The organism is Terriglobia bacterium, assembly GCA_020072845.1.
Taxonomy (GTDB): Bacteria; Acidobacteriota; Terriglobia; order Terriglobales; family Acidobacteriaceae; genus JAIQGF01.
Map to the genome: position 1 here is coordinate 1 of JAIQGF010000023.1, position 23,224 is coordinate 23,224.

Annotated in this window: 23 protein-coding genes; 13 read left to right on the plus strand and 10 right to left on the minus strand. The window is 62.9% G+C overall.

Going from position 1 to position 23,224, the window contains the following annotated elements; all coding sequences use genetic code 11:
- Window positions 1-498: 498 nt before the first annotated feature.
- Window positions 499-2,091, minus strand: coding sequence for a D-alanyl-D-alanine carboxypeptidase/D-alanyl-D-alanine-endopeptidase (gene dacB, locus LAN70_18290; protein MBZ5513102.1), 1,593 nt, complete (start codon window positions 2,089-2,091; stop codon window positions 499-501).
- A 194-nt stretch (window positions 2,092-2,285) separates the two neighbouring features.
- Here dacB and folP point away from each other — a divergent pair, with 194 nt between their 5' ends.
- Window positions 2,286-3,179, plus strand: a complete 894-nt coding sequence (gene folP / locus LAN70_18295; GenBank protein MBZ5513103.1) for a dihydropteroate synthase — start codon at window positions 2,286-2,288, stop codon at window positions 3,177-3,179.
- A gap of 113 nt (window positions 3,180-3,292) precedes the next feature.
- On the opposite strand, the gene dtd is transcribed toward folP, so the two are convergent.
- Window positions 3,293-3,742: a D-tyrosyl-tRNA(Tyr) deacylase gene (dtd, locus tag LAN70_18300; protein MBZ5513104.1), complete on the minus strand. Its 450-nt coding sequence runs from the start codon at window positions 3,740-3,742 to the stop codon at window positions 3,293-3,295.
- Between the two features lie 256 nt (window positions 3,743-3,998).
- Here dtd and LAN70_18305 point away from each other — a divergent pair, with 256 nt between their 5' ends.
- From LAN70_18305 to LAN70_18315, 3 genes are all read left to right on the plus strand, one after another.
- Entirely contained in the window at window positions 3,999-5,384 is a 1,386-nt protein-coding gene (locus tag LAN70_18305) for an amidohydrolase (protein MBZ5513105.1), read from the plus strand.
- Window positions 5,384-6,700: an amidohydrolase family protein gene (locus LAN70_18310; GenBank protein ID MBZ5513106.1), complete on the plus strand. Its 1,317-nt coding sequence runs from the start codon at window positions 5,384-5,386 to the stop codon at window positions 6,698-6,700. The genes LAN70_18305 and LAN70_18310 overlap by 1 nt, the downstream gene beginning before the upstream one ends.
- A gap of 225 nt (window positions 6,701-6,925) precedes the next feature.
- Window positions 6,926-7,750 carry a polysaccharide deacetylase family protein gene (locus LAN70_18315; GenBank protein ID MBZ5513107.1) on the plus strand — a complete coding sequence of 275 codons (825 nt, stop codon included), beginning with the start codon at window positions 6,926-6,928 and terminating at the stop codon, window positions 7,748-7,750.
- 30 nt (window positions 7,751-7,780) lie between these two features.
- Here the strand turns inward: LAN70_18315 and LAN70_18320 are convergent, their stop codons facing one another.
- The 7 genes from LAN70_18320 to LAN70_18350 form a co-directional block, all read right to left on the minus strand.
- Entirely contained in the window at window positions 7,781-8,272 is a 492-nt protein-coding gene (locus LAN70_18320; GenBank protein MBZ5513108.1) for a DinB family protein, read from the minus strand.
- A 44-nt stretch (window positions 8,273-8,316) separates the two neighbouring features.
- Window positions 8,317-9,267 (minus strand): ACP S-malonyltransferase, encoded by a 951-nt coding sequence (gene fabD, locus LAN70_18325; protein ID MBZ5513109.1) that lies wholly within the window; start codon window positions 9,265-9,267, stop codon window positions 8,317-8,319.
- A 113-nt stretch (window positions 9,268-9,380) separates the two neighbouring features.
- A complete protein-coding gene (gene plsX, locus LAN70_18330) occupies window positions 9,381-10,406 on the minus strand; it encodes a phosphate acyltransferase PlsX (protein ID MBZ5513110.1) in 1,026 nt (341 codons plus the stop codon).
- Window positions 10,407-10,469: 63 nt separating this feature from the next.
- Window positions 10,470-10,655, minus strand: a complete 186-nt coding sequence (gene rpmF, locus LAN70_18335) for a 50S ribosomal protein L32 (GenBank protein ID MBZ5513111.1) — start codon at window positions 10,653-10,655, stop codon at window positions 10,470-10,472.
- Window positions 10,656-10,742: 87 nt separating this feature from the next.
- Window positions 10,743-11,294 carry a DUF177 domain-containing protein gene (locus LAN70_18340; GenBank protein ID MBZ5513112.1) on the minus strand — a complete coding sequence of 184 codons (552 nt, stop codon included), beginning with the start codon at window positions 11,292-11,294 and terminating at the stop codon, window positions 10,743-10,745.
- A 187-nt stretch (window positions 11,295-11,481) separates the two neighbouring features.
- Entirely contained in the window at window positions 11,482-11,964 is a 483-nt protein-coding gene (locus tag LAN70_18345; GenBank protein ID MBZ5513113.1) for a prepilin-type N-terminal cleavage/methylation domain-containing protein, read from the minus strand.
- 226 nt (window positions 11,965-12,190) lie between these two features.
- Window positions 12,191-12,412, minus strand: a complete 222-nt coding sequence (locus LAN70_18350; GenBank protein ID MBZ5513114.1) for a YtxH domain-containing protein — start codon at window positions 12,410-12,412, stop codon at window positions 12,191-12,193.
- Between the two features lie 201 nt (window positions 12,413-12,613).
- Between LAN70_18350 and LAN70_18355 the strand changes: the two genes are divergently transcribed.
- From LAN70_18355 to LAN70_18365, 3 genes are all read left to right on the plus strand, one after another.
- Entirely contained in the window at window positions 12,614-13,759 is a 1,146-nt protein-coding gene (locus LAN70_18355) for an aldo/keto reductase (protein ID MBZ5513115.1), read from the plus strand.
- Between the two features lie 123 nt (window positions 13,760-13,882).
- Window positions 13,883-15,025, plus strand: coding sequence for an alanine racemase (gene alr, locus LAN70_18360; GenBank protein ID MBZ5513116.1), 1,143 nt, complete (start codon window positions 13,883-13,885; stop codon window positions 15,023-15,025).
- Between the two features lie 452 nt (window positions 15,026-15,477).
- Window positions 15,478-16,548, plus strand: a complete 1,071-nt coding sequence (locus LAN70_18365) for an alpha/beta hydrolase family protein (protein ID MBZ5513117.1) — start codon at window positions 15,478-15,480, stop codon at window positions 16,546-16,548.
- 115 nt (window positions 16,549-16,663) lie between these two features.
- On the opposite strand, the gene LAN70_18370 is transcribed toward LAN70_18365, so the two are convergent.
- Window positions 16,664-17,455 carry an enoyl-CoA hydratase/isomerase family protein gene (locus LAN70_18370; GenBank protein ID MBZ5513118.1) on the minus strand — a complete coding sequence of 264 codons (792 nt, stop codon included), beginning with the start codon at window positions 17,453-17,455 and terminating at the stop codon, window positions 16,664-16,666.
- 163 nt (window positions 17,456-17,618) lie between these two features.
- On the opposite strand from LAN70_18370, the gene rpiB reads away from it, so the two are divergent.
- The 6 genes from rpiB to LAN70_18400 all read left to right on the plus strand — a co-directional run bounded on the left by rpiB (window position 17,619) and on the right by LAN70_18400 (window position 23,044).
- Window positions 17,619-18,080: a ribose 5-phosphate isomerase B gene (rpiB, locus tag LAN70_18375; GenBank protein ID MBZ5513119.1), complete on the plus strand. Its 462-nt coding sequence runs from the start codon at window positions 17,619-17,621 to the stop codon at window positions 18,078-18,080.
- A gap of 32 nt (window positions 18,081-18,112) precedes the next feature.
- Window positions 18,113-18,607, plus strand: a complete 495-nt coding sequence (locus LAN70_18380; protein MBZ5513120.1) for a hypothetical protein — start codon at window positions 18,113-18,115, stop codon at window positions 18,605-18,607.
- A 6-nt stretch (window positions 18,608-18,613) separates the two neighbouring features.
- Window positions 18,614-19,087, plus strand: a complete 474-nt coding sequence (locus LAN70_18385; GenBank protein ID MBZ5513121.1) for a GNAT family N-acetyltransferase — start codon at window positions 18,614-18,616, stop codon at window positions 19,085-19,087.
- A 143-nt stretch (window positions 19,088-19,230) separates the two neighbouring features.
- Window positions 19,231-20,529, plus strand: a complete 1,299-nt coding sequence (locus tag LAN70_18390; GenBank protein ID MBZ5513122.1) for a serine hydroxymethyltransferase — start codon at window positions 19,231-19,233, stop codon at window positions 20,527-20,529.
- A 47-nt stretch (window positions 20,530-20,576) separates the two neighbouring features.
- Window positions 20,577-21,740, plus strand: a complete 1,164-nt coding sequence (locus LAN70_18395; protein ID MBZ5513123.1) for a glycosyltransferase family 4 protein — start codon at window positions 20,577-20,579, stop codon at window positions 21,738-21,740.
- A gap of 197 nt (window positions 21,741-21,937) precedes the next feature.
- A complete protein-coding gene (locus LAN70_18400; GenBank protein MBZ5513124.1) occupies window positions 21,938-23,044 on the plus strand; it encodes a radical SAM protein in 1,107 nt (368 codons plus the stop codon).
- Window positions 23,045-23,224: the final 180 nt, after the last annotated feature.

Genomic DNA, 23,224 nt, shown 5'->3' on the forward strand with positions numbered 1-23,224 from the left:
TTCTGGCCTCAGGATCACCGTGACCCCAGCCCCGCAGGGCCTGCCCTGAGCGAAGTCGAAGGGGGCGAACGCTAGTAGCCCAGAGCCTGCCCTGAGCGCAGTCGAAGGGGCGCCAGCCCTGGGAAGAATTCGATGACAGGCCCGAGTCCCGTAGGTGTCTGTGTCATAGCTCGATTTCGCGCGTTGCAGTGGTCCAAAAGCGAACCGAAACCAGCCGCGGTGCGGCGAAATTCGTTAGCCCAGCGCGGCAGCGCTGGGTAAAGTGGACCAAAAAGCGTGAGCGCCAGCGGCGCGGCACGGCTATGACGCAGACACCGCAGGGACGGCACGAAGAAGCTTCCGGCCTCGCAGGATGTCAACAGAGCCAATCCTCTCCAGTTTCCACCTGCACCAGCATGCTCGTGAGTGTCGGCGAGCAGCAAGGGGTGACTTCCCCCTGGAAACTGGAAGGGAAGGCTGGAACCAGAAAGCTGAAAGCTGATAGCTGAGAGCTGACAGCTACTTCGCTTCCTCGACCACCGCGTTCGCGATCTGGTCAATGGTCTGCAGCGCCACGCGGCTGCTCAGGTTGTGATTGTTGACCATGATGGAAAACGCAATCCGCCGGCCGCGCAGCGTGGTGGCGTAACCGGACAGAGCATTCACGTTCTTCAGCGAGCCGGTTTTGCCGTGGACGCGCCCCTGCGCCGGTGTCCCGCGGAAGCGCTCCGTGAGCGAACCATCCACGCCCGCCACCGGCAGCGTATCGTCGAACTGCGCCGCCCACGGCTGGCGGCTGTCATAGAGCAGCAGCTTGACGATGGCGTGGGGCGTAACCAGGTTCTGCCGCGAAAGCCCCGAGCCATCGTAGAAGGCATACTCGTCGGAGCGAATGTCGGCTTGCGAGAGGAATCCGCGCACCACCTCCGACCCCGCTTCAATCGTGCCCGCCGCACCCTTCTCGCGGCCCAGCAGGCGGAGCATCAACTCGGCGTGCAGGTTCTGGCTGGCCTTGTTGATTACCCGGATATCGGAGACCAGCGATTGCGACTGAAATTCGCCCAGCACCAGCCCGCCAATGGTTGGCCGCGTCGTCCGCGGAATATCGCCGCCGCCCGCGGAGGCCGTTGCCGTGACGCTGAACGTGGACAGGCTCGCCAGTTCCAGGTGCTTGGCGCGCGTCCGTCCGTACACCACAATTCCGCGCTGCTCCAGCATGCTGCGGAACAACTGGGCGGTGAAGTCGGCGGGGTCTTCGATGGCCAGCGACTCATGGAAGCCGGGATCGTCTACCGGGATGTTGCCCCAGAGCGTGAGCGTGTTGGAGCCCGGCTCGCGCCCGATGGTCACGCTGCGCGGCCCGGTGCCCGCCGGCGTGGTCATGATGCGGTTGTCGAAGTGGTAGTAGTCTGGAAAAGGCGTGACGTTCATGAACGCCTTGTCGCCGGAGTGGTCGCCCGGCATGACGCTCACCAGGATCAGATTGTCGTTGATGGTCAGCGCTGACACCGGCGCGCCCCACTCGTAGCGCATGTCTTCCTGCGACCAGCCCTCGCCGTAGCGCTCGAAAGCAAAGTAGGAATCGTCGCCGACCACGTCGCCGTCAACAAACTTGACCCCGCGCTGCACCAGTTGATCGGCCAACTGCTCCAGCACGCGCGCCCGCGGCGAATTCCGCTCCGAGCGCAAGTTGTACGCCAGCGTGCCGCCGGTCAGGTTGGGATCTCCACGACCCACCACCACAACATCGCCGCTCAGCCGCCCGTACTTGTCCAGCGACCCGGTGGTCTCGATGGTGGTGCGGAACTTGTAGTCCGCCCCGATCAGCGCCAGCACCGCCGAGGTGGTGAACAGCTTGGTATTGGAAGCCGGCGTGAACAGCTTGTCGGCGTTCTGCGTGTAGAGCGTCTTACCGCTGGCGACATCCACCACCTCGATGCCCCAGAAAGCGCGCGCCGCGTCCGGGTGCGAAAGGATCTTTTCGATGCGGTCGGCGAGCGCGGTTGACTCGCGCGCCGGTTTCTTGTCCTTGGGTTTTGGCGCTGCAACCGCGAATTGCACTAGCAGAAAAAGAATGCAAATGCGGGCGACGGCGTGGCGGGCTCGGAACATGGAAGTAGCAAGTCGAGTGTAGCACTTTTGCGGAGGCGCTCAAGACCGAGAAACACCGGCGTTAAGCTTTAGGCTCTAGGGTGACAATCTGCGCCGGCCGTGCTGCGTAACGCCTAAGACCTATCGCCTAAAACCTAAAACCTCCTTAAGCCTTGCGCCCCGTGGCCTTGACCCTGTTTAATCAGCGGCACACCATGCGCCCGCGTTTCACATGGAATCTCGGCTCTCGCGTCCTGCCGCTCGGCGGACGCACGCTCATCATGGGCGTGCTCAACGTCACGCCCGATTCTTTTTCCGACGGCGGGCGCTACTTCGATACCATTGCCGCCGTCGAGCACGGTCTGCGCCTGCTCGACCACGGCGCCGACATCGTGGATGTGGGCGGCGAATCCACCCGCCCCGGCGCCACCACCGCCGGCGCCAACCCGGAATTCGTCGCCGAAGAAGAAGAACTGCGCCGCGTGTTGCCCGTGGTGCGTGAGCTGAAGCGCCGCCGGCCCGGCGCGGTGGTTTCCATTGATACCTATAAGTCGGGAGTGGCGCGCGCGGTGGTGCAGGCGGGCGCCGAGATCGTGAACGATGTCAGCGGCTTTCTCTGGGACCCTGCGATGCCAGCGACCTTGGCCGAACTGGGCTGCGGCGCGGTGCTCATGCACACCCGCGGCCGGCCCGACGAGTGGCGCACGCTGCCGGCGGTGGACGACATGGTCGCGCTGGTCTGCGACGAGCTGCGCCGATCGAGCGAACGCGCCCTGAGCGCCGGCGTCGCGCGGGACCGGCTGGTGCTCGACCCAGGCTTTGGCTTCGGCAAGCGCTTCGAAGAAAATTATCCGCTGCTCGCCCGCTTCCAGGAGTTTGCCGCGCTCGGGTTTCCGCTGCTGGCGGGCCCGTCGCGAAAATCGTTTATCGGCCGGGCGACCTCGCGCGCGGGAAGCACCACGCCGGCCGGCGAGCGCCTGGTCGGAAGCCTGGCCGCGGCGGTGATTTGCATCATGAAAGGCGCGCACATCGTTCGCGTGCACGATGTGAAGGAAACGGTGGAGGCGGCGGCGATGGCCGATGCGGTATTGAATTACCAAGCCCGATAGACGGTAGTTGGTATTTGGTAGCTCGGGGCTGGTACTCAGGGTGGGGAGCATTTACTCGGCACATACGAGCTACCAGCTACGAGCCACCATCGGCCATTCTGTGTTGTTGCTGATCAGAAGAGTTTCTTCGAATCCAGCAAAATCGTCACCGGCCCGTCATTCACCAGTTCGACTTCCATCATCTCCTGAAATTTTCCGGTCTCGCAGCGCAGCCCGGCGGCGCGAATTTTGCCGACGAAATATTCATAGAGGCGCGCGGCCTGCTCCGGCCGCGCGGCGGCATCGAACGACGGACGTTTGCCGCGGCGCACATCGCCATACAACGTGAACTGGGAAACGGCGAGCACCGCGCCGCCGGCATCCGCGACGGCGCGATTCATCTTTCCATCAGCGTCCTCGAAGATGCGCAGTCCGGCAATCTTGTCCGCCAGGTAGTCGGCGTCGGCTTCGGTGTCGTCCTGCGCCACCGCGAGCAGCACCAGCAGGCCATGCCCGATTTCGCCGACAAGCTCGCCGCCGACCTTCACCGACGCCCGGCTCACGCGCTGCACCACCGCTCGCATGGCTTCAACCTACCACGGAGATCGGCCACCACGGAGACACGGAGGAAAATAGAATTGGTAATTTCGTAAATTTGTAATTTGGTAATTTAGGCGGAAGGTGCCGCGACCCCGTCTTTCAAATTACTAAATTACGAAATTACCCAATTACCAAATCCCCTCCGTGTCTCCGTGCCTCCGTGGTGCACTCGCTCATTGACCTACTCGGAACCCGCAGCCTAGAATCGCCGCTTCGTCCATATCACCGTGGAGTCTGCCGATGTTGCATCGTGTCCCGACTTTTCTGTTCGCGATCGTGCTGCTGGCCTCGGCCGCGCTGGCGCAATCATCGCCCGCACCAGCGCCGCCTCGCCCGGGGCCCCCGGCACGCGCCGCGCGTGCTGGGGTGGTCGATCTGGTGATCGAGAACGCCACCCTGCTGACCGCCACCCACGGCCGCATTCCGCACGGCAGCGTGGTGGTGCACGCCGGCAAGATCGCGGCGTTCGGCGCTAACGTCGCCGCTCCCGCCGGCGCCATGGTGATCGATGCCGGCGGGAAGTACGTCACGCCCGGGCTGATTGATGCGCACTCGCACATGGCGCTCGATGACGATGTCAACGAGGCCACCAGCCCCATCGTCCCGCAGATGATGATGGTCGACGCTTTTCAGTACGCCAGCAAGGACATCTACCGCGCCCTTGCCGGTGGCGTCACCTCCGCCATGCTGCTGCACGGTTCGGCCGACATGATCGGCGGCCAGGCCGTCATCATGAAGACCAAGTACGGGCTCGAGCGCGACCAGTTGCTCTTCCCCAACGCTCCCCGTTCCATCAAGTTTGCCAGCGGCGAAAATCCCAAGCGTGTCTTCGGCCAGCGCCAGCAACTGCCCTCCACCCGCATGGGCAACTTCGCCGTGCAGCGCCAGGCCCTGGTTGACGCCCAGGATTACATGCGCCAGTGGGACGAATACGAGGCCAAAAAGCAGAAGGGCGACAAGGACGCGAAGCCGCCCAAGCGCGACCTCAAGCTCGACGCGCTGGTGGACGTGCTCAAGGGCAAGCTCTACGTCCAGATCCACTGCTATCGCGCCGACGAGTTCCTCACCGAGATGGCGATGGCGAAAGAGTTCGGCTACAAGCTGCGCGCCTTTCACCACGCGCTCGAGGCCTATAAAGTCGCCGACAAGATTGCGGCCAACAATGTCGGCGTCGCCACCTGGGCTGATTGGTGGGGCTTTAAGGAAGAAGCCTGGGACGCGACGCCATGGAACGCCGTCCTGCTGATGCGCAAGGGCGTGCGCGTCGCCATCAAGAGCGACTCCGAGGACCAGATCCGCCGCCTGAATGTGGAGGCCGCCAAGACCATGCGCTACGGCGGCGCCACCGAGGATGAAGCGATGAAGATGATCACGCTCAACCCGGCGTGGATCATTGGCGTCGACGACCGCGTCGGTTCGATCGACGTCGGCAAGGACGCCGACCTCGTCATCTGGAACGGCTACCCGCTGTCCAGCTACGGCGTGCCCGAAAAAGTCTTCATTGACGGCGAGCTGTTTTTCGACCGAACGCTTGCCGGATATGGGCTGACGCACTTCGCCGGCACGCCCGAGAGCCTGCCTTCCCCACCAAGTTCCGGCGCCGAGCCGGAAGCGGAGGTGCGCTAATGAAAAATCCTTGGCGTATCTTTGCGTCCTTTGCGGTTGTGCTTTTCTTCGCCGCCAGTGCTTTTGCCCAGCAACCCTCACGCGCGCAGGAAACGCGAGCCACGGCAATCAAGGGCGGGAAGCTGCTGACCATCACCCATGGAACGATTGAAAACGGGGTGATCGTCATTGAGAACGGGAAAATCACCGCGGTCGGTCCTTCGGCCTCGACGCCAATTCCCGCCAACGCGCGCGTCGTTGACGCCACCGGGATGACTGTCTATCCCGGCCTGATCGATTCGGAATCGCATCTCGGCCTCACCGAAATTTCTGCCGTCCCCTCCACCAACGACCTGGTCGAGACCAGCGACGAGATCATGCCGCACATGCACGTCGCCGACGCCTTCCATGCCGAGAGCGAGCTGATCCCGACCGCGCGCGTCAATGGCATCACCAACGCCATCGTCGCGCCCGCCTCGCAGGACACCCTGCCCGGCCAGGACTCGTTCATCCAGCTCGCCGGGCCGTCCGCCGACGAGATGCTGGTGGTGCGCGACATCGCCATGCCGCTCAACTTCAGTGGCGCGCAGCGCCGCAAGATGGATTGGCAGACCGGACGCGGCACCTATCCGACCACCCGCATGGGCATGGCCGCACAACTTCGCCAGGCATTTCTCGACGCGCTCGACTACCAGCAGAAGGTTGCCGATTCCGAGAAACGCAAGGGCGAAAAGGGCGTGCCACCGGTGAAGCGCGACCTGAAGCTGGAGGCGCTGCTTCCCTACCTGGATGGCAAGAAACCGGTGGTGCTGGCCGCCAGCGAGGCCAGCGATCTGGAAACCGCCGTCAAACTCGCCAACGAATTTCACCTGAAATTCATTCTCAACCACGTCACCCACTCGCGGCCGGTGCTGGACTACATCGCGCGGCTGAAGGCGCCCGTCATCGTGGGGCCAATCTACGACTTCCCCAAGGACAACGAGCGCTACGACGCGGTGTACAGCCTGCCCGGCGAGCTGGTGAAACGCGGCGTGAAGATCGCATTCGCTTCCTATGACTCGCACCAGGTGCGCAACCTGCCCTACGCGGCGGGATACGCGGTCGCCTACGGGCTGCCCTACGACGAGGCGATGAAGGCGTTGACCATCAACGCCGCTGAAATCTGGGGGCTGGCCGACAAGCTGGGGTCGCTCGACGCCGGCAAGATCGCCAACGTGGTGGTGGCCAACGGCGACCCGCTGGATGTGAAGACCGACGTCAAGCACGTCTTCATCAATGGCCGGGAAATTCCCCTCTGGGACCGCCAGATGGAGCTGCGCGACCAGTATTCAAAATAGTTTCAGGTTCAGGTTGTCGGTTCTCGGTTGTCGGTTGTCAGTTTTCCTTCTGGGCGCGCGCAGCGATTCACCACAGCCGAGGACTGGTTACCGAAAACCGACAACCGAAAACCGATAACTCCCGGTGCGCAACAAAGGTAACGCCCCGAGTACTTAACACTGCTTACGTCCACTCGCAATCCGCAGTAACATCGGATGCTGAGTTCCTAAACAACAGGGGATCCGATGAAGCGGTGGATTGCCGCAGCTCTCTTTCTCTTTTTCGCGACCGTGGCCGTGGCTGCCGACCAGAAGCTGATCGCGCTCACCTTCGACGACGGCCCGCGCCCTTACATTCTTTACGGCTACGCGCAGCCGGGGCAGGCACCCACGCCGGGGCTGCTCGACCTGCTCGACCGCGAGCACGTGAAGGCTACGTTCTTCGTCATGGGGTGGCGGCTCACGCCCGGCAGCTATGGCGATCGCCGTGAATTCAAGACCGACAAGACCTGTCTCGACGCGGCGCGCGACCTGTTCCGCCGCGGGCACGAAATCGAGGACCACACCTTCAGCCATGTGCAGTTCAAGCTGTTCGAAAAACAGCACGGCGCAGGCAGCGCGGTCGGCGACGTGGATCGCGCCTCGGAGTTGATCAAGGGCGTCACCGGACATCGCGCCGAATTTGTGCGCCCGCCCGACTGGATTACCTGGGACGCGCTCAACCGCCAACTGGAAAGCCGGGGCTATCGCGTGCTCACCATTTCGTCGGAAAATCCGCTGCCCATGCGCGACGTGAACAGCGCCGATTATCTCTGCGCCGGCGCGCACCCGGTGAAGTGCCCCAAGCCTTCCCTGAACGCCTTCGTGCTGCAGCAAATCGAGCAGCGCGAGAAAAAAGGCGTGACCACGCACATCCTCGCCTTCCACGAGCTGTCAACCACGGTGATCGCGCTGCAGACCCTGATACCGGAACTGAAGTCGCGTGGATATCGCTTGGTGACCATGCAGGAGTACGTGCGGCTGGTGGGAGCGCCGGTAAAGCGCGCCGGAATAAACAAGGGGAACGGTTAGCGGCGGAACAATCTGGACCCGAGCGAGACGCTACCAGGTTAGCCCGCCGGAAGGCGGCGGCCAAGCACCAAGCATGCGTCTCAGGATCACAACCTGCCCGGCGTGGTAGCTGTTGTGCGATGCGATGGCATGCAGCATTTCGAGCCGCGTTTTTCTTCCCGGCTTCGCCAATAGATCGGGCTCGCCGATGCGGCGATTCAGTTCCTTAAGGCCGGCACGAAAACGTCGCACAGTCCGCTCCCAATCTTTCGCATTTGCCGGCCCCGCCTCGGTGGGCCAACCGGCGGAAGCATGTCGGGCAACAGCAGGGTTCTGGCCGTCAAGCCACTTCACTACCCAATCCTGCCAGTAACTCATGTGGCGCAACAACTGGAAAACCGAGTGTGCGGCCCTCTCCGGCCTGGCCGCAGCGAGTTTCCAGTCTAATCCCGCAAACGCGCTCGCTATCTCAACGTGCGCTCCCTTTCCCGATAGCGCGTTGCGTATGGTCCTAAGGAGGATCGTCCGGTCGGCAGTTTGCACGGGTCTTCCCTCCGCGGGGTGGCTCTGCCACAGATTGTGCGAGGCTATTTTACTTCCGCGCCCGCAAAGTGGTTTACTGCCTTCTGCAGCGACATTTCATCTTCGACGTTGAGACACGTCTTCGAACGGTCAATCTGGCGCATCAGGCCGCACAGGACCTTGCCCGGCCCGACCTCGATGAAAGTCGAAATACCGCGCCCAATGAGCACGCGCATGCACGGCTCCCATCGGACCGCGCCGGTAACCTGGCGAATGAGCGCGTCGCGGGCTTGGTCCGGGTCGGAAACCACTTCGGCGTCTACGTTGGTGACCACCGGCACCCTCATGCGGTGAAACGCCAGCGCCTGCAGGTCGGGCGCGAGCCGGTCCTGCGCCGGCTGCATGAGCGCGGAATGAAAGGGCGCGCTGACTGGCAGCATGATCGCACGCTTGGCGCCGCGGTGTTTCGCCATTTCCGCCGCGCGTTCCACCGCCGCTCTGCTGCCGGAAATCACGATTTGGTCCGGCGAGTTAATGTTTGCCGGCTGGCAGACGCCGCCGTGCGCAGCCTCGTCGCAGACTTCTTGCAGTTGCTCGATGGCCATGCCCAGCACCGCCGCCATCGCGCCTTCGCCCACCGGCACCGCTTCCTGCATGTAGCGCCCGCGATGGTGCACGGTGCGCACCGCGTCCCGGAAGTGCAGCGTCCCGGCGGCAACCTGCGCCGAGTATTCGCCCAAACTGTGCCCGGCGGTGATGGCCGGCTTGATTCCCTTCTCCCGCAAAACGCGGAACGCCGCCACGGCCACCGTCAGGATCGCCGGCTGCGTGATCTCCGTCAGCCGCAGCTTGTCTTCCGGACCTTCCCAGCACACTTGGGAAAGCTTGAACCCGAGCGCGGTATCGGCTTCCTGGAAAGTCTCCTGCGCCACCGGATACATAAGCGCCAGCTCGCGGCCCATGCCCACGGTTTGCGAGCCCTGGCCGGGGAAGATGAAAGCGACGTTGTGGTTCATGCGTACGTTCAACAGCATTTCCGTTCGTCAGTTTGTCCGATAGTCAGTACAGCACGACGAGTACGAGCTTGAGGTCCGCAGCTGACAAACTGACATACTGAAAAACTGACAAACTACTGCGAGCCGGCGCCGGAGACCCCCGCCTTCGCCAGCCCGCGCGCAATCGCCGCGTTGATATTCGCATTGGCAAACTCGGAGGCCACGCGAATTGCGTTCTTGATGGCGTGCGCGTTCGACGACCCATGGCTGACGATGCACACTCCCTTGATGCCCAGCAGCGGAGCGCCGCCGTATTCGGAGTAATCGAGGCGCTTCTTGAATTCTTCGAAGGCGCGGCGCGACAGCAGGAACCCAACCTGCCGCGTGATGGTGGCGCGCAGCGTTTCCTTCAGGATGTAGCCGACGGTTTCCACCAGTCCCTCGGAAACCTTCAGCGCGACGTTGCCGATGAAGCCATCGCAGACGATCACGTCCACTTTGCCGTTGTATAAATCGCGGCCCTCGACGTTGCCGACGAACTGCAGCGGCAGTTGTTTCAAGAGCTGGTGCGCGGCGCGCGTCAGCTCGTTGCCCTTGGACTCTTCCTCGCCAATCGAGAGCAGGCCTACGCGCGGATGCTCGGCGCCGAAGATGGCGCGCGAGTAAATCTCGCCCATCACCGCCCACTGCTCCAGGTTGTGCGGCTTGGAGTCGACGTTGGCCCCGACGTCGAGCATGATGCTCGCCGTCCCCTGCGCGGTGGGAAAAACCGCGGCCAGCGCGGGTCGGTCCACGCCGGGCAGCGCGCCCAGCACCATCTTCGCCGTGGCCATGGCCGCGCCGGTATTTCCGGCGGTAATGAACCCCGCCGCCTTGCCGTCGCGCACCAGGCGCAGCCCGACCCGCAGCGTGGAATCGCGCTTGGCCCGCACCGCCTGCGCCGCCTTCTCGTTCATGCCGATCACTTCGCTGGCATGCACCACCTGCATCTGCTCCAACGGCGCGGAGGGGTGGTGACGCAGTTCGTCGCGGACCTCATCTTCCGGCCCGACCAGCAAAACGTGGATGTCGTGGTGACGCGCGGCCAGGATCGCGCCTTCGACTTCCGGTTTCGGGGCGCGATCCGAGCCCATAGCGTCGACGGCGATGACCGTGGTCATGAATCAGGCTTCAGGCTTCAGGCGCCAGGCTTCAACAACGATGGAGCGCCGGGCCCGTACGGCCTATTCCTTTTCCTTGATGGCCAGAACTTCGCGGCCCTTATAGTAGCCGCACTTCGAACAGGCCCGATGAGGCAATTTCTTCTCGTGACAGTTGGGGCACTCGGAAAGCGAGAGCGCCGTCAGGAAGTCGTGTGCGCGCCGTGTCGAGGTCCGCGCCTTGGAGTGTCTGCGTTTAGGATTTGCCATAGTGTTTCCGTTTGAATCTCATGTTTTCGTCCAGGGCTTCGGCGCGTCGGAAAATTTGAAATTTTGAAATTTCAAATTTCAAATTTTTCAGTGCTCCAGCTTTTCTTGCAGATCCTTCAGCGCTTGCCAGCGCGGATCGGCGACCGGCGGCGGGCAGTGGCAATCGCTTTCGTTGAGGTTGCGTCCGCAGCTCGGGCACAGGCCCTTGCATTCCTCGCGGCAAACCACTTTCATCGGCACCTCCAGCAGGATCTGCTCCCGCAGGATGTCCGCCAACTCGACGCCGTCGCCCACGTAATAGCCGATTTCCGCCTCGGCCTGCGTTACCGAGATCTCTTCCCGCCCCGCATCCACGCCCCGCGGGCGGTATAGCAACTCGAATTCTCGCGCCACCTCGCGGGTCACCGGCTCCAGGCAGCGGGCGCACGCCGTTTCCACCGCGGTCGCCAGCTTGCCCTGGACGCGAATGTCCAGGATGGCGCCCTGGTTGCCGTGACGTTCTTCGATCAGTGTTGCCCGGCCACTGGTGAGCAGTGGCGCCGACTGGCGCATGTCTGGACCGAGATCGATCGTTTCCGGGGGATATTCCTCCCGAAAATTGATCTCCTTCTGGACCAGAACTTGCAGGCTGATGAACATCTCGGTACTGCCCTAAGCGCAACCCCATCAGGCCCTTACCCGGGGGCAGCACAGACGGCAGAATTCTCCCTGGGGCAAAACTAAAGAATAAAGGGCAGAGCGAGAGGTGTCAATGCAAGTCCCGAAACCCGAGGCGCGAGCAAGACCGGAAGCTCCCTGCTCGCGACTCGGGTCTCGCAACTTGGGACTATTCTAGCGGCTGGGTGCAATTCACGCCGCCAGCCGGGTCTTGGGTGATGCGCGCGATCTGGTCCAGGCAAAAGCCACGCCGCCCGGTTTGGCCCTGAAGTAAAGGCGTAGCCGCCGCTGTAAACGCGCTGACCGGTGTTCCTGTGGGGTTCCCGATCGAGAACTGGTATCCCGCTTTGGGGCACGGCTGCGCCGCACACCCCAGCACCCAATCAATGATGCCGGCATGGTTGGAGTCAATCGGCTGGCCCGGTGGAGGGTAGCCCAGCCTGGTAAGCTCGTCGGCATAGCCGACGGTAGGGTAGGTGATCTGGTAGGTCGTCTGCGCGCTGGCAATGGCGTGCAGCGACGAAACCGCCGACGCCTCGTTCGCCGACATCTTGGAGCGCAGCAGGTTGGGAATGGCCATCGCCGCCAGGGCCAGGATAATGGCCACCACAATCAGCAGCTCGATAAGCGAGAACCCCCGTTGGCGGCGCATATTTCTCCTCTGTGGGCCTGCCAACGATATGTAAATAGGCTGCGGATTTCAAGGGCGAATGCGGGCAGCCAAGAACTAAGAAGTCAGAACCGAAAATTGCGAAACGGTCGCACGGTCGCTCCCTCTATCGGTCTCTCCGTCGTTCCATGACCGGCTGACTGATAGACTGCCACCCCCGTTCAGTCTGATTCAGTTCTGACTTCTACTTCATCCTTCTGACTTTTCCTTACGCTCCTGTCTCCGTGCCCGTGGGAGGCGTGGCTTCGCTGCGGATGCCGCTCACCGTGCGCTGCACGCGGTCGCGGCCCTGTTTGTAGGTCTCGCGCGCCGAGCTGGCCAGGTCCTGCGCCCGCTCTTGCAGCGAGTTCCGTGTTTTTTCCCCGCTCGTGGGCGCAAACAGAACGCCCAAGCCGATCCCCAGCCCCAAGCCAAACAGAAACGCTTTCATGATTGTTCTCCTTCTCAATTCTGCGGTCCGCCGGTTGAACCCTGCCCCGGGCCTGCGCCCCGGCCTTCGCCCAACACACCTCTTCCCACTGCTACACAGATGCGAAACTGCTGAGAAAGTTTGCTGCTGCAATTGTGGTGCAACTCGCAAATCGATTCAGAATAAAGACTCGTGCCTAACGCACTGATAGACTAGGCGGCCATGAACTCAGGCTTTGCTACCGCTGAAGGCACCGCACGCTATGCACAACGTTTTCCACAGGCGGGTGGCGCCGGCCACTTCCGCCGTCCCGAGTGGGTGAAAGACGTCGGCGAGCTTACTCTCTCCTCCATTGGCATCGGCACCTATCTGGGCGAGGCCGACGATGACGCCGACCGCGCCTACACCGCCGCCGTTTCCGAAGCCCTGCGCTCCGGAATCAATGTCGTGGACACCGCCATCAACTACCGCCACCAGCGCTCGGAACGCAACATCGGCGCCGCGCTGGCGGAGGTGATCGGCGCCGGGCAACTGCGCCGCGACGAGGTGCTGGTTTGCAGCAAGGCCGGATACCTGGCCTTCGATCGCGACATGCCCTCCGATCCGCGCGCCTACTTCATGCAGGAATACATCGAGCCCGGCATCCTTGATCCGGCCGAGATCGCCGGCGGCATGCACTGCATGGCGCCCCGTTTCCTTGCCGACCAGCTCGAGCGTTCGCGCCGCAACCTTGGCCTGGAAACCATTGATGTCTTCTACGTTCACAATCCCGAGGCACAGCTCGCCGAGATCCCGCCGTCCCAATTCGTCACGCGCCTCACCGCCGCCTTTGCCGAGCTGGAAAACGCCGTCCAGGCGGGCAAGATCCGCTGCTACGGCGTAGCTAGCTGGAACGCGTTTCGCGTGAATCCCAACGACCGCGGTTATATGCCCCTGGAAGCAGTCCTGCATTGCGCGTTTAACGCGGGTGGAGAAGAACATCACTTCCGCTTCATCCAGTTGCCGTTCAATCTCGCCATGACCGAAGCGTGGTCGGCCAACAACCACCAGCTCGACGAGTCCGAGGAAGGGGTGTCGGCGCTGGAGTTTGCCCATCGCCTGGGCATTGCCGCCGTGGGCAGCGGCGCGCTGGCGCAAGGCAACCTCGCAGGCGAACTGCCGGACTTCGTCGCCAAGCGCCTGGGAATGAAATCCTCGGCGGAGAATGCCATCCAGTTTGCGCGATCCAGCCCGGGATTGGTTACTGCCCTGGTCGGCATGGGCAGGCCCGAGCACGTCAAGGCAGACCTCGCCGTCATCTCCCAACCGCGGGCCGATCTGGAGCAATGGCGGTCGCTGTTCCCGCAGCCTCGTCCCAACTCCACCTGATGCGGTGCCCCACATCTGCCAGCCTTTGGCAGATGTGGGTCTTTTCCGCCAATCGTTCCCGGTGTCCTCGTTTACAATCACTCTTCGGCAATTGCAAATTACCAATTACAAATTGCCAATGTCATGAGACCCACTTGGGCGGAGATTTCCCTCAGCGCGCTGCGCCATAATTTCCGCCTGATCCACCAGCACGTCGGCCCCGAAGTCACCGTCTGCGCCGTCATCAAGGCCGACGCCTACGGCCACGGCGCACCCGAGTGCGCGCGCGCCTTGCAGGAGGCCGGCGCCACCTGGTACGGCGTGACCTCGACCGAAGAGGGCATCAAGATCCGCGAAGCCGGCGTCACCGGGCGGGTGCTGTTGATGACCGGCTTCTGGCGCGGCGAGCAGGAAGACGTGGTCCGCCACCATCTGACGCCGACCGTCTGGGAGTGGTGGCAGATCGGCGCGCTGGAAGCCGCGCTCGGCAAAATCAACGCTCCGCCGCGCTCCTTTCCCGTGCACATCAAAGTCGACACCGGCATGGCGCGCCTCGGCGTGCCCGACTACTTCATGAACCTCTTCCTGAAGCGCATCCGAGCCGCCGAACCCATCGAACTCGAAGGCGTGTTCAGCCACCTCGCATCGGCCGAGGTGCTCGATGCCGAAGACGCCAAGCACCAGGCGCAGCGCTTCGCCGAATTCGAGCAGTTCATTGTCCAGCACGGTTTCTCGCCCCGCTTCCGCCACATCGCCAACAGCGCCGCCGTCGGCGGTCGCCCGTCGCTATGGCGCAACATGGTGCGGCCGGGAATGTTGCTCTACGGCTACGGCCTGCCGCTGATGCGCACCGAGGACGATCCCGAAATTCCGCACCCCTTGGCCGTCGAGCGCGTGCTTTCCTGGAAAACCAAGATCATCTCCATGAAGGACGTGGGCGCCGGCCAGACCGTCGGCTACAAGGCTGCCTACGTCACCAATCGCCCCACCAAGCTCGCGGTGCTGCCGGTCGGCTATGCCGATGGACTGTCGCGTCATCTCTCCTCGCGCGGCCGCGTGATCGTGCGCGGAACCTACGCCCCGATGGTGGGAATCATTTCCATGGACATTACGGTCGTGGACGTCACCGATGTGAACGGCGCCGCGCTCGGCGATGAGGTCACCATCCTCGGCGCCGACGGCGACTGCATGATTGACGCTTGGGAGCACGCCCGCCTGGAAGCCACCATCCCCTACGAAGTCCTCTGCCGCGTCGGCGGCCGCGTCCGCCGCATGTACAAGGAATAGCTGTCAGCAATCAGCTATCAGCTCTCAGCTCTCAGCTCTCAGCTCTTGGCTCTCAGCATTCGGCCGTCGGCCGTCAGCCGTCAGCTCTGAGCTAGACGCATACTTCAACGGTTGTCATCCTGAGCGAGGAGTCGCCCGATTTTGGCGACGCCGAGTCGAAGGCCCCCTACCCTGCCGCATCACCCGAAATGCCCGCTCGCTCTTCAACGCGCACATCTCGATGTACCTAGAAAGCCCCCAAGAAATCGTAGGTCCCGGCGCCCTCGCGTGTCAGCGCCGTAGGCGCGAATGAAAATAGCCCGGCACTTCAGTGCCGGGAACGTCACCTCGCGAAATCCAAGTCCCGTAGGGACGGCTGAGTCGCCAGCGGCTACAAGCTGACAGCTGATAGCTGATAGCTGACAGCTTTGTTATTCTTCCCACACGCCATGCGCCAGCGCTATCAAAATTGGATGCACACCTGGGAGACCCGCCTCACCACCCGCGACACCAACCGCGTGGTGCGTCCCTTCGACTGGGGCGTGGAATGGACCCGCGGCTGGCCGGGCGTGAACGGCGCCCATCCCGATCCCAACGCGCTCGAATATTTCTTCCACCAACTCAACCGCCACATCGTCGCCCACAGCGACGACTTTTTCTCCTACCGCACTCCCACCGACTTCCGCATCGAGAAGCATCCCGTCAAGCTGCACGCTTCCGGCGGCAACAACGGTGACGACGAAGAGCGTGGCACGGGCGAGTTTCTGCGTTTCACCTCGGCCGTCGAAACACCCTATGCCGAGAACAACACCGTCAACGCGCGCTGGTTCCCGGCTCGCGGGCGCCGCGCCGTGATCGTGCTGCCGCAGTGGAACGCCGACGCGCTCAGCCACAACGCGCTCTGCCGCATGATGAACTTCTGCGGCATCGCCGGACTTCGGCTCAGCATGCCCTATCACGACGTGCGCCGCCCCGCCGAACTGGAGCGCGCCGACTATGCCGTCTCCGCCAACATTGGACGCACCATCGCCGCCGCGCGCCAGGCCATCCTGGACATCCGCTGCTGCCTCGACTGGCTGGAGTCGCAGGGCTACCGCGAGTTCGGCATTCTCGGAACCAGCCTGGGCTCCTGCTATGCCTTCATCGCCAGCGCCCATGACCCGCGCCTGCGCGTGAACGCCTTCAATCACGCCTCCACGTATTTTGCCGACGTGGTGTGGACCGGCCAATCCACCCGCCACGTCCGCGCCGGCGTCGAGCGCGAGATCACCCTGGAGAGCCTGCGCGATTGCTGGCGGGCCATCAGCCCGATGTCGTACTTCGACCAGTTCAGCCGCTTTCCCAAGAAGTCGCTGGTGGTTTACGCTACCTACGACCTGACGTTTCTGCCCGAGTTCTCGCGGCAGATCGTCGCCGAGTTCCGCCGCCGCCGGCTTGACCATCGCATCGCCGTGCTGCCCTGCGGCCACTACACCACCGGCGAGACACCGTACAAATTTCTCGACGCCTGGCACCTGGTGCGCTTCATCAACGGCGCCCTCTAGGCTTTATCTCTCGAGGATTGTCATTCCGAACGCAGCGAGGAATCTGCTTTTGCCGTCGACCATCGACCGTCGACTCTTTCCTGGTTTCTATCCTCAGACGGCCCGCAAAACGCCGTCACTTGTTCTTCCACACCGGCTTGCGCTTCTCCACCACCGCGCGCAGGCCTTCGGCGACGTCCTCCAGCGCATAGAGCTGGTTGAGGTAAATGTCCTGCGAATTCTTCATCGCCTCGGCCAGGGGCAGGCCGATGGAGCTGCCGATCACGCGCTTGGTCATTTCCAGCACCGGCCCGCTGAACTCACCAATGCGCGCCAGCACCTCGTTCACCGTTCTGGAAAGTTCCACCTCGGCAACCACCTTATTCACGAAGCCCAGCGCCAGTGCGTCTTCGGCGGTCAGAGGATTGCCGGTGAGGATCAGCTCGTAGGTCTTCTTCGGCCCGATCAGGGCGGGCAGCATGATGGCCGCGAAGGGCGGGAAGACGCCCATCTTCACCTCGGGCTGCGCGAAACGGGCGTTGGTGGTGGCGATGACCATGTCGCCGAACGCGACCAGCTCCGAACCGGCGCCGATAGCGGGGCCATTCACCACCACGATGAGCGGCTTGGAAATTTCCCCGATCGCCTGGAAGACGCGGTTGAAGGCATCGAGGGTCTGGAAAACCCGCTCCGGGCGCGAGTCTTCGACGGAGATCCCGGCGGAGAAGGTCTTCTGCGACGAATCCAGCACGATGCACTTCACGTCGGGGCGGCTGTTCAGGCTTTCGATCGCAACCGCCAGTTCCGTCATCATCGGCACGGTGAGCACGTTGTAGGGCGGGTAGTTCAGCGTGATGCGCGCGGCGAAGGTGCTGTGGTCGAACTTGATGAACTTGAATTCCTGCGCGGCACTCGGCGCGGTAGCCATAATTGCCTCCCAAGGTCCCTAAGCCGCGCATTATGTGCCGAAATCCGGAAGCGGACAAGTGCGGTTGAGTGCCGCATAATGTCCGGCGGCAAGCACTGAAGTCGCGAGTCCCGAGCGGCGCAAAGTCAATGCTCGGGACTCGGGACTCGGGACTAGAATACTGATTATGAAAATCGCACTCGGCGCCGATCACGCGGGCTTTCCGCTCAAGGAAAAGATCCGGCAGTGGCTCACCGAACAAGGCCTCCAGGTGGACGACAAGGGCACGCTGTCTCTCGATTCGGTGGACTACCCGGACTACGCGCGCAAGGTCGGCGAAGCGGTCGCGGCCAAGAAGGCGGACCGCGGCGTGCTGGTGTGTGGCAGCGGGATCGGAATGTCCATCGCGGCCAACAAGGTGCCGGGAGTCAGGGCGGCCAACGCGCATACCGTATATGAGGCGCAGATGAGCCGCGAGCATAACGACGCCAACGTGCTCACGCTGGGCGCGCGCGTGCTCACCGACGACGAGGCGCACAGCATTCTCGATATGTGGTTGCGCACCAAGTTCGCCGGCGGCCGGCATCAGCGGCGGGTGGAGAAGATTGCGCAGATCGAGAAAGAGGAAAGAGTACCGAGTACCTAGTACCGAGTTGCGGAGAGTGCAGGTTGCGTTTCGTGCGCACAGCCGCGTGGTTGATCGTGCTGATCGCCGTTGCAGCCGCCGGGCAGACGCCGCGGGATCGCAAGGCCATTGCCCACACCAAAGCGCTCCTGGTCTCACAGATCGACCCGAAGCTGCCGGCCATTCCGTTTGAGCGCTGGTTGATCAAACAGGCCGGCGAAGGCGCCGAGATCAGTTGGGAAGTGAACGATTGCGGCGAGCAGACGGGCACACCCGAGGATCGTGACAGCGATTTCCCGCTGTGCGTGGAAGCCGAGGCGCACCTGCGCGACAAGCGCGTGATTGTCGTCTGCATTGCCGTGGGCACTTACCAGCGCGGCATAGCCGGCAAGCCCGTGACCTGGTGGATCACCGTCGGACACGATCCCTACTCCGACCCGCCGCTGAAGACGTTGAGCGACGTACCGCTGCGCCTGATCCAAACCCACGGTGTGCCTCCACCCCCTCCCATCCGCGACCTGCCCATCGCTAAGCCGCCCGGCAAGTGAGGTGTTATGGGGACGTCACAAGTGACACCGCAATTCCACGAGTATCGTAACGGCGAGTACGTGATCAGCACCGATCCTCGCCGCCTGGACTTCAACGCCATTCACAAATTCCTCGCGAACTGGCCGGGGTGGGAGACGGATGGCATTCCGCGCGCGACGCTGGAGCGCGCCCTCGCAAATTCCCTGTGTTTCGGCGTGTACGAGGGCGAGCGGCAGATCGGCTTTGCGCGCGTCGTCACCGATTACGCGACGTTCGCATTCATTCTCGACGACTACATCGAGGAGAGCCACCGCGGCCGCGGCCTGGGCAAATGGCTGATGCAGACCATCCAGCAGCATCCCGATTTACACGGACTCCGGCGCTGGATGCTGTACACCCACGACCAGCGTATCTATGCCAAGGTCGGCTTCAAAGCGCTCGCCGACCCGGCGACCTACATGGAGATCTTCGATCCGGGAATGTATAAGCGCGGTGTGTGAGTACCGGTTAGGCTTTGTTCTTCCCGGCAACTGTGTTTTCATTGGATACCACCGCAGGCGGGAGTATCCTTTACCGTCTTCCGATTCGCCGTCGCGGCTGAGAGCTGACGGCTGATAGCTGAGAGCTTCCTATGAACAACCGCATGTCGCGCCCTCTTTATGAAGTTGATCCCGACGTCGCCACCGCCGTCTACAACGAGGAGCGCCGCCAGCACGAAGGCCTGGAGTTGATCGCCAGCGAGAACTTCGTCAGCGAGGCCGTGCTCGAAGCCATGGGTTCGGTGTTCACCAACAAGTACGCCGAAGGCTATCCCGGCAAGCGCTACTACGGCGGGTGCGAGTTCACCGACGTGGTGGAAACCCTGGCCCGCGAGCGCGCCAAGCAGTTGTTCGGCGCCGAGCATGCCAACGTGCAACCGCACTCCGGCTCGTCGGCAAACATGGAGGCCTACTCCGCGGTCATTCAGCCGGGAGACGTGGTCTTCGGGCTGAACCTGGCGCACGGCGGCCACCTCACGCACGGGCATCACCTGAATTTCTCCGGCAAGACCTACAAGATCGTGCCCTACGGCGTGACCAAGGAAACGGAAACCATTGACTACGACGACCTGGAGAAGATGGCGGAGCGCGAGCGGCCGAAGCTGATTATCGGCGGCGGCTCGGCGTACCCGCGGATCATTGATTTCGTCCGCATGCGCCAGATCGCCGACAAAGTCGGGGCGCTTTACCTGGTGGACATGGCGCACTTCGCCGGTCTGGTGGCGGGCGGCGTGCACCCGTCGCCAGTGCCGCACGCGCAAATCGTCACTTCCACCACCCACAAGACGCTGCGCGGGCCGCGCGCAGGCATGATCCTGTGCCAAAAGATGGCGCAGGTGGGCGACAAGCAGGTGGACCTGGCCGCCGCCATTGATAAGACCGTCTTCCCCGGCGACCAGGGCGGTCCGCTGGTGCACATGGTGGCCGCCAAGGCGGTCTGCTTCCACGAAGCCATGCAGCCGGAGTTCAAGGACTACGCGCGGCAGATCGTGGTCAACGCCAAGGTATTGGCGGAAACGCTGGCCGGCGAAGGAATCCGCATCATCTCCGGCGGCACCGACACCCACCTGATGCTGGTGGATGTCTTCAGCAAGGGCATGCTGGGCAGCGAGGCGGAAAAAGCGCTGGGCGAAGCCGGCATCACGGTGAACAAGAACGCCATCCCGTTCGACACCAACCCGCCGATGAAGCCGAGCGGCATCCGCATCGGCACGCCGGCGCTGACCACGCGCGGCATGAAGGAAAACGAGATGCGCCAGATCGGACGCTGGATCGCGCAGGCGCTCAACAGCCGCACCGACGCGCAGGTGCTGGGCAAGATCAAGCGCGAGGTGCTGGCGATGTGCGAGACGTTCCCGCTGTATCCCGAGCGGCGGGCGCGGGCCATGGCGGGAACACACTAGTTTCGAGTTTCAGTTTCAGCACTCCGCGCTACACTATCCGCGTGCGCGTGGGAATTGATATTCGGCCGATTCACGACTTCGGCGTCGGCACCTACATCCGCAATGTGGTGCGGGCGCTGGGGCGCCTCGACCAGGCCAGCGATTACTTCCTGATCGGCGGGCGCGACCGGGTGCGCGAAATCGGCAAGCTCCCGCCGAACTTCCGCATCGTCCCGTTTTCGGTAGACGAACATTCGCCGCGCAGTTATCTCGCATTCGCCCAGGTGTTGCGCCATTACCAGTGCCACCTGGTGCACATCCCGCACCTGTTCTGGACGCCACTGTACCTGCCCTGCCCGTACGTGATCACCGTACACGACCTGCTGGATTTCATGTACCGGACGCACAACGGCTCGGGAATTCGCCGGGCGGCAAATCGCTACCTGACGCATCGCGTGCTTAGCCGCGCCGCGCGCATCCTGGCCGTCTCGCAATTCACCAAGATGGATATCCAGCGGCTGTTCAATATCCCCGAGAGCCAGATCGAGGTGGTGTACAACGCGATTGACGAGCGCTTTCGGGTGGGCCACGCCACCGACGCCGACCGCGAGCTGATCGCCGAACGCTACCAGTGCAATTACCCGTTCATCCTGTACGCGGGCCGGATCAGCCCGCACAAGAACGTGGTGCGAATCATCGAGGCGTTTTCCGCGCTCAAGGCGGAGCTGGAGAAGGAAGGAAAATTCCCTGACCTGAAGCTGATCATCATCGGCGACGAGGTTTCCCGCCATCCCGACCTGCGGCGCACGGTGATCAAGAGCGGCGTGCAGAATGACGTGCGCTTCCTCGGGTTCGTGCCCATCGAGGTGCTGCGGATTTTCTACGATGTGGCCAAGGTGTTCGTGTTTCCATCCCTCTACGAAGGGTTCGGGCTGCCGCCGCTGGAGGCGATGGCGCACGGCACGCCGGTGGTGACCTCCAATACTTCGTCGCTGCCCGAGGTGGTGGGCAACGCGGCCGTGCTGGTGAACCCGGAAAATGTCTTCGAAATCATGCATTCGCTGCACAAGGTCCTGGTGGACCAGCCGCTGCGGGAGAAGCTGAAGCAGAGAGGCTACGAGCAGGTCGAGCGCTTCTCGTGGGAAACTTCGGTGCAGCGCATCCTGAACGTGTACCGCGAGGTGGCGGGCGAGCCGGCGGCAACACCGGTGGAAACCGTAAGCAAGCTTTAGGCTCCAGGCTGCGAAGGCGCCTCCACATTTACCGGAAAACAATAAAACAACCAATTGAGCAACCGCCCACGTCTAATCACTTGATGTGGGCGGTGGTGTGCGTGCTGGTCTGCTTGCGCACTGTTTCGCCGAATCATCCTCGGCTACAATCTTCAGTACCCTAACCGGTCTCCCGCGAAGCCAGGAGAAATGCAAGCATGAAAAAGAAAAGCAGCCTGCGGGCCATACACCTCTTGAAAGGCTGGGGGGGAATCCTGGCCGGCCGCTCGCCCCTGATGTCCATCGAGATCACGCGCGAGTGCCCCCTGAGCTGCCCCGGCTGTTATGCCTACGGCGATGACCACCTCGGCGGCGAGAAGAGCCTGCGCGACCTCAGCGACTTCAAGGGCGACGAACTGGTGGAACGGGTGGTGGACCTGATCCGCCGCTACCGGCCGCTGCACGTCTCGCTGGTGGGCGGAGAGCCCATGATGCGCCACCGCGAACTGGAAACCATGATCCCGCGCATCACCGCGCTGGGGACTTTCGCCATGCTGGTGACCAGCGCCGTCATCCCTATCCCAAAGCACTGGATGAAGTTCAAGGATTTTCGCGTCACGATCTCCATCGACGGTCTTCCCGAGCATCACGACGTCCGCCGCAAGCCCGCCACCTACGAACGCATCCTGCGCAACATCGAGGGCTGTGAAGTCAACGTGCACTGGACCCTGACGCGCCCCATGCTGGAGCGCGACGGTTACCTGGAAGAGTACATACGCTTCTGGAGCGAGCGCCCGGAGGTGAACTTCATCTGGGTGAGCACGTATTCGCCGCAGCGGGACGAGGACTCGGCAGAGATGCTCAGGCCGGAACATTACGAGCGGCTCATCCGCGAGACTCCAGACCTGCGGCGCCGCTATCCGAAGTTCCTTTTCAACCAGGAGATTGCGCGCACCCTGCTGGCGCCTCCGCGCGACCCGGATGACTGCATCTTTTCCAAGATGTCGGTGAACTACACCGCCGACATGCGCACGCGCGTGGAGCCGTGCATCTTTGGCGGCGATCCGGACTGCAGCCGGTGCGGATGCGCCATCAGTTCGGCGCTCCACTGGATCGGCCACCGCAAGCTAGCCGGCCCGCTCACGGTCGGCCACCTGGTGCGTGGGTCGGTCCGTGTGGGCAAGTTTGCCGCAAACTTCCGCCCCGGCGTTCGCGAGGCGCTCCGCTGGGAGCGCGACCTGGCCACAGCCGCTTTGCGCCAGGACAACCTGATCCAGATCACTCCACCGGATCACGAGCAAGAGAATGCGGCCGCGGGTGACTAGGTGATGCGCCCGGGATTACCCCGCCGACGAGCGCACTGCTCCGTGTGACGTACATCACTAATTTCTGTAACATTTGCCTCGTTTTTTCCGGCCGTTCGGAGTAGTCTTGGCCACCCGAACCCCGGCACGATCCGACGTTCGATCTTGCCCTGCGTCAGACCTGTGCCGGAACCATCGCTG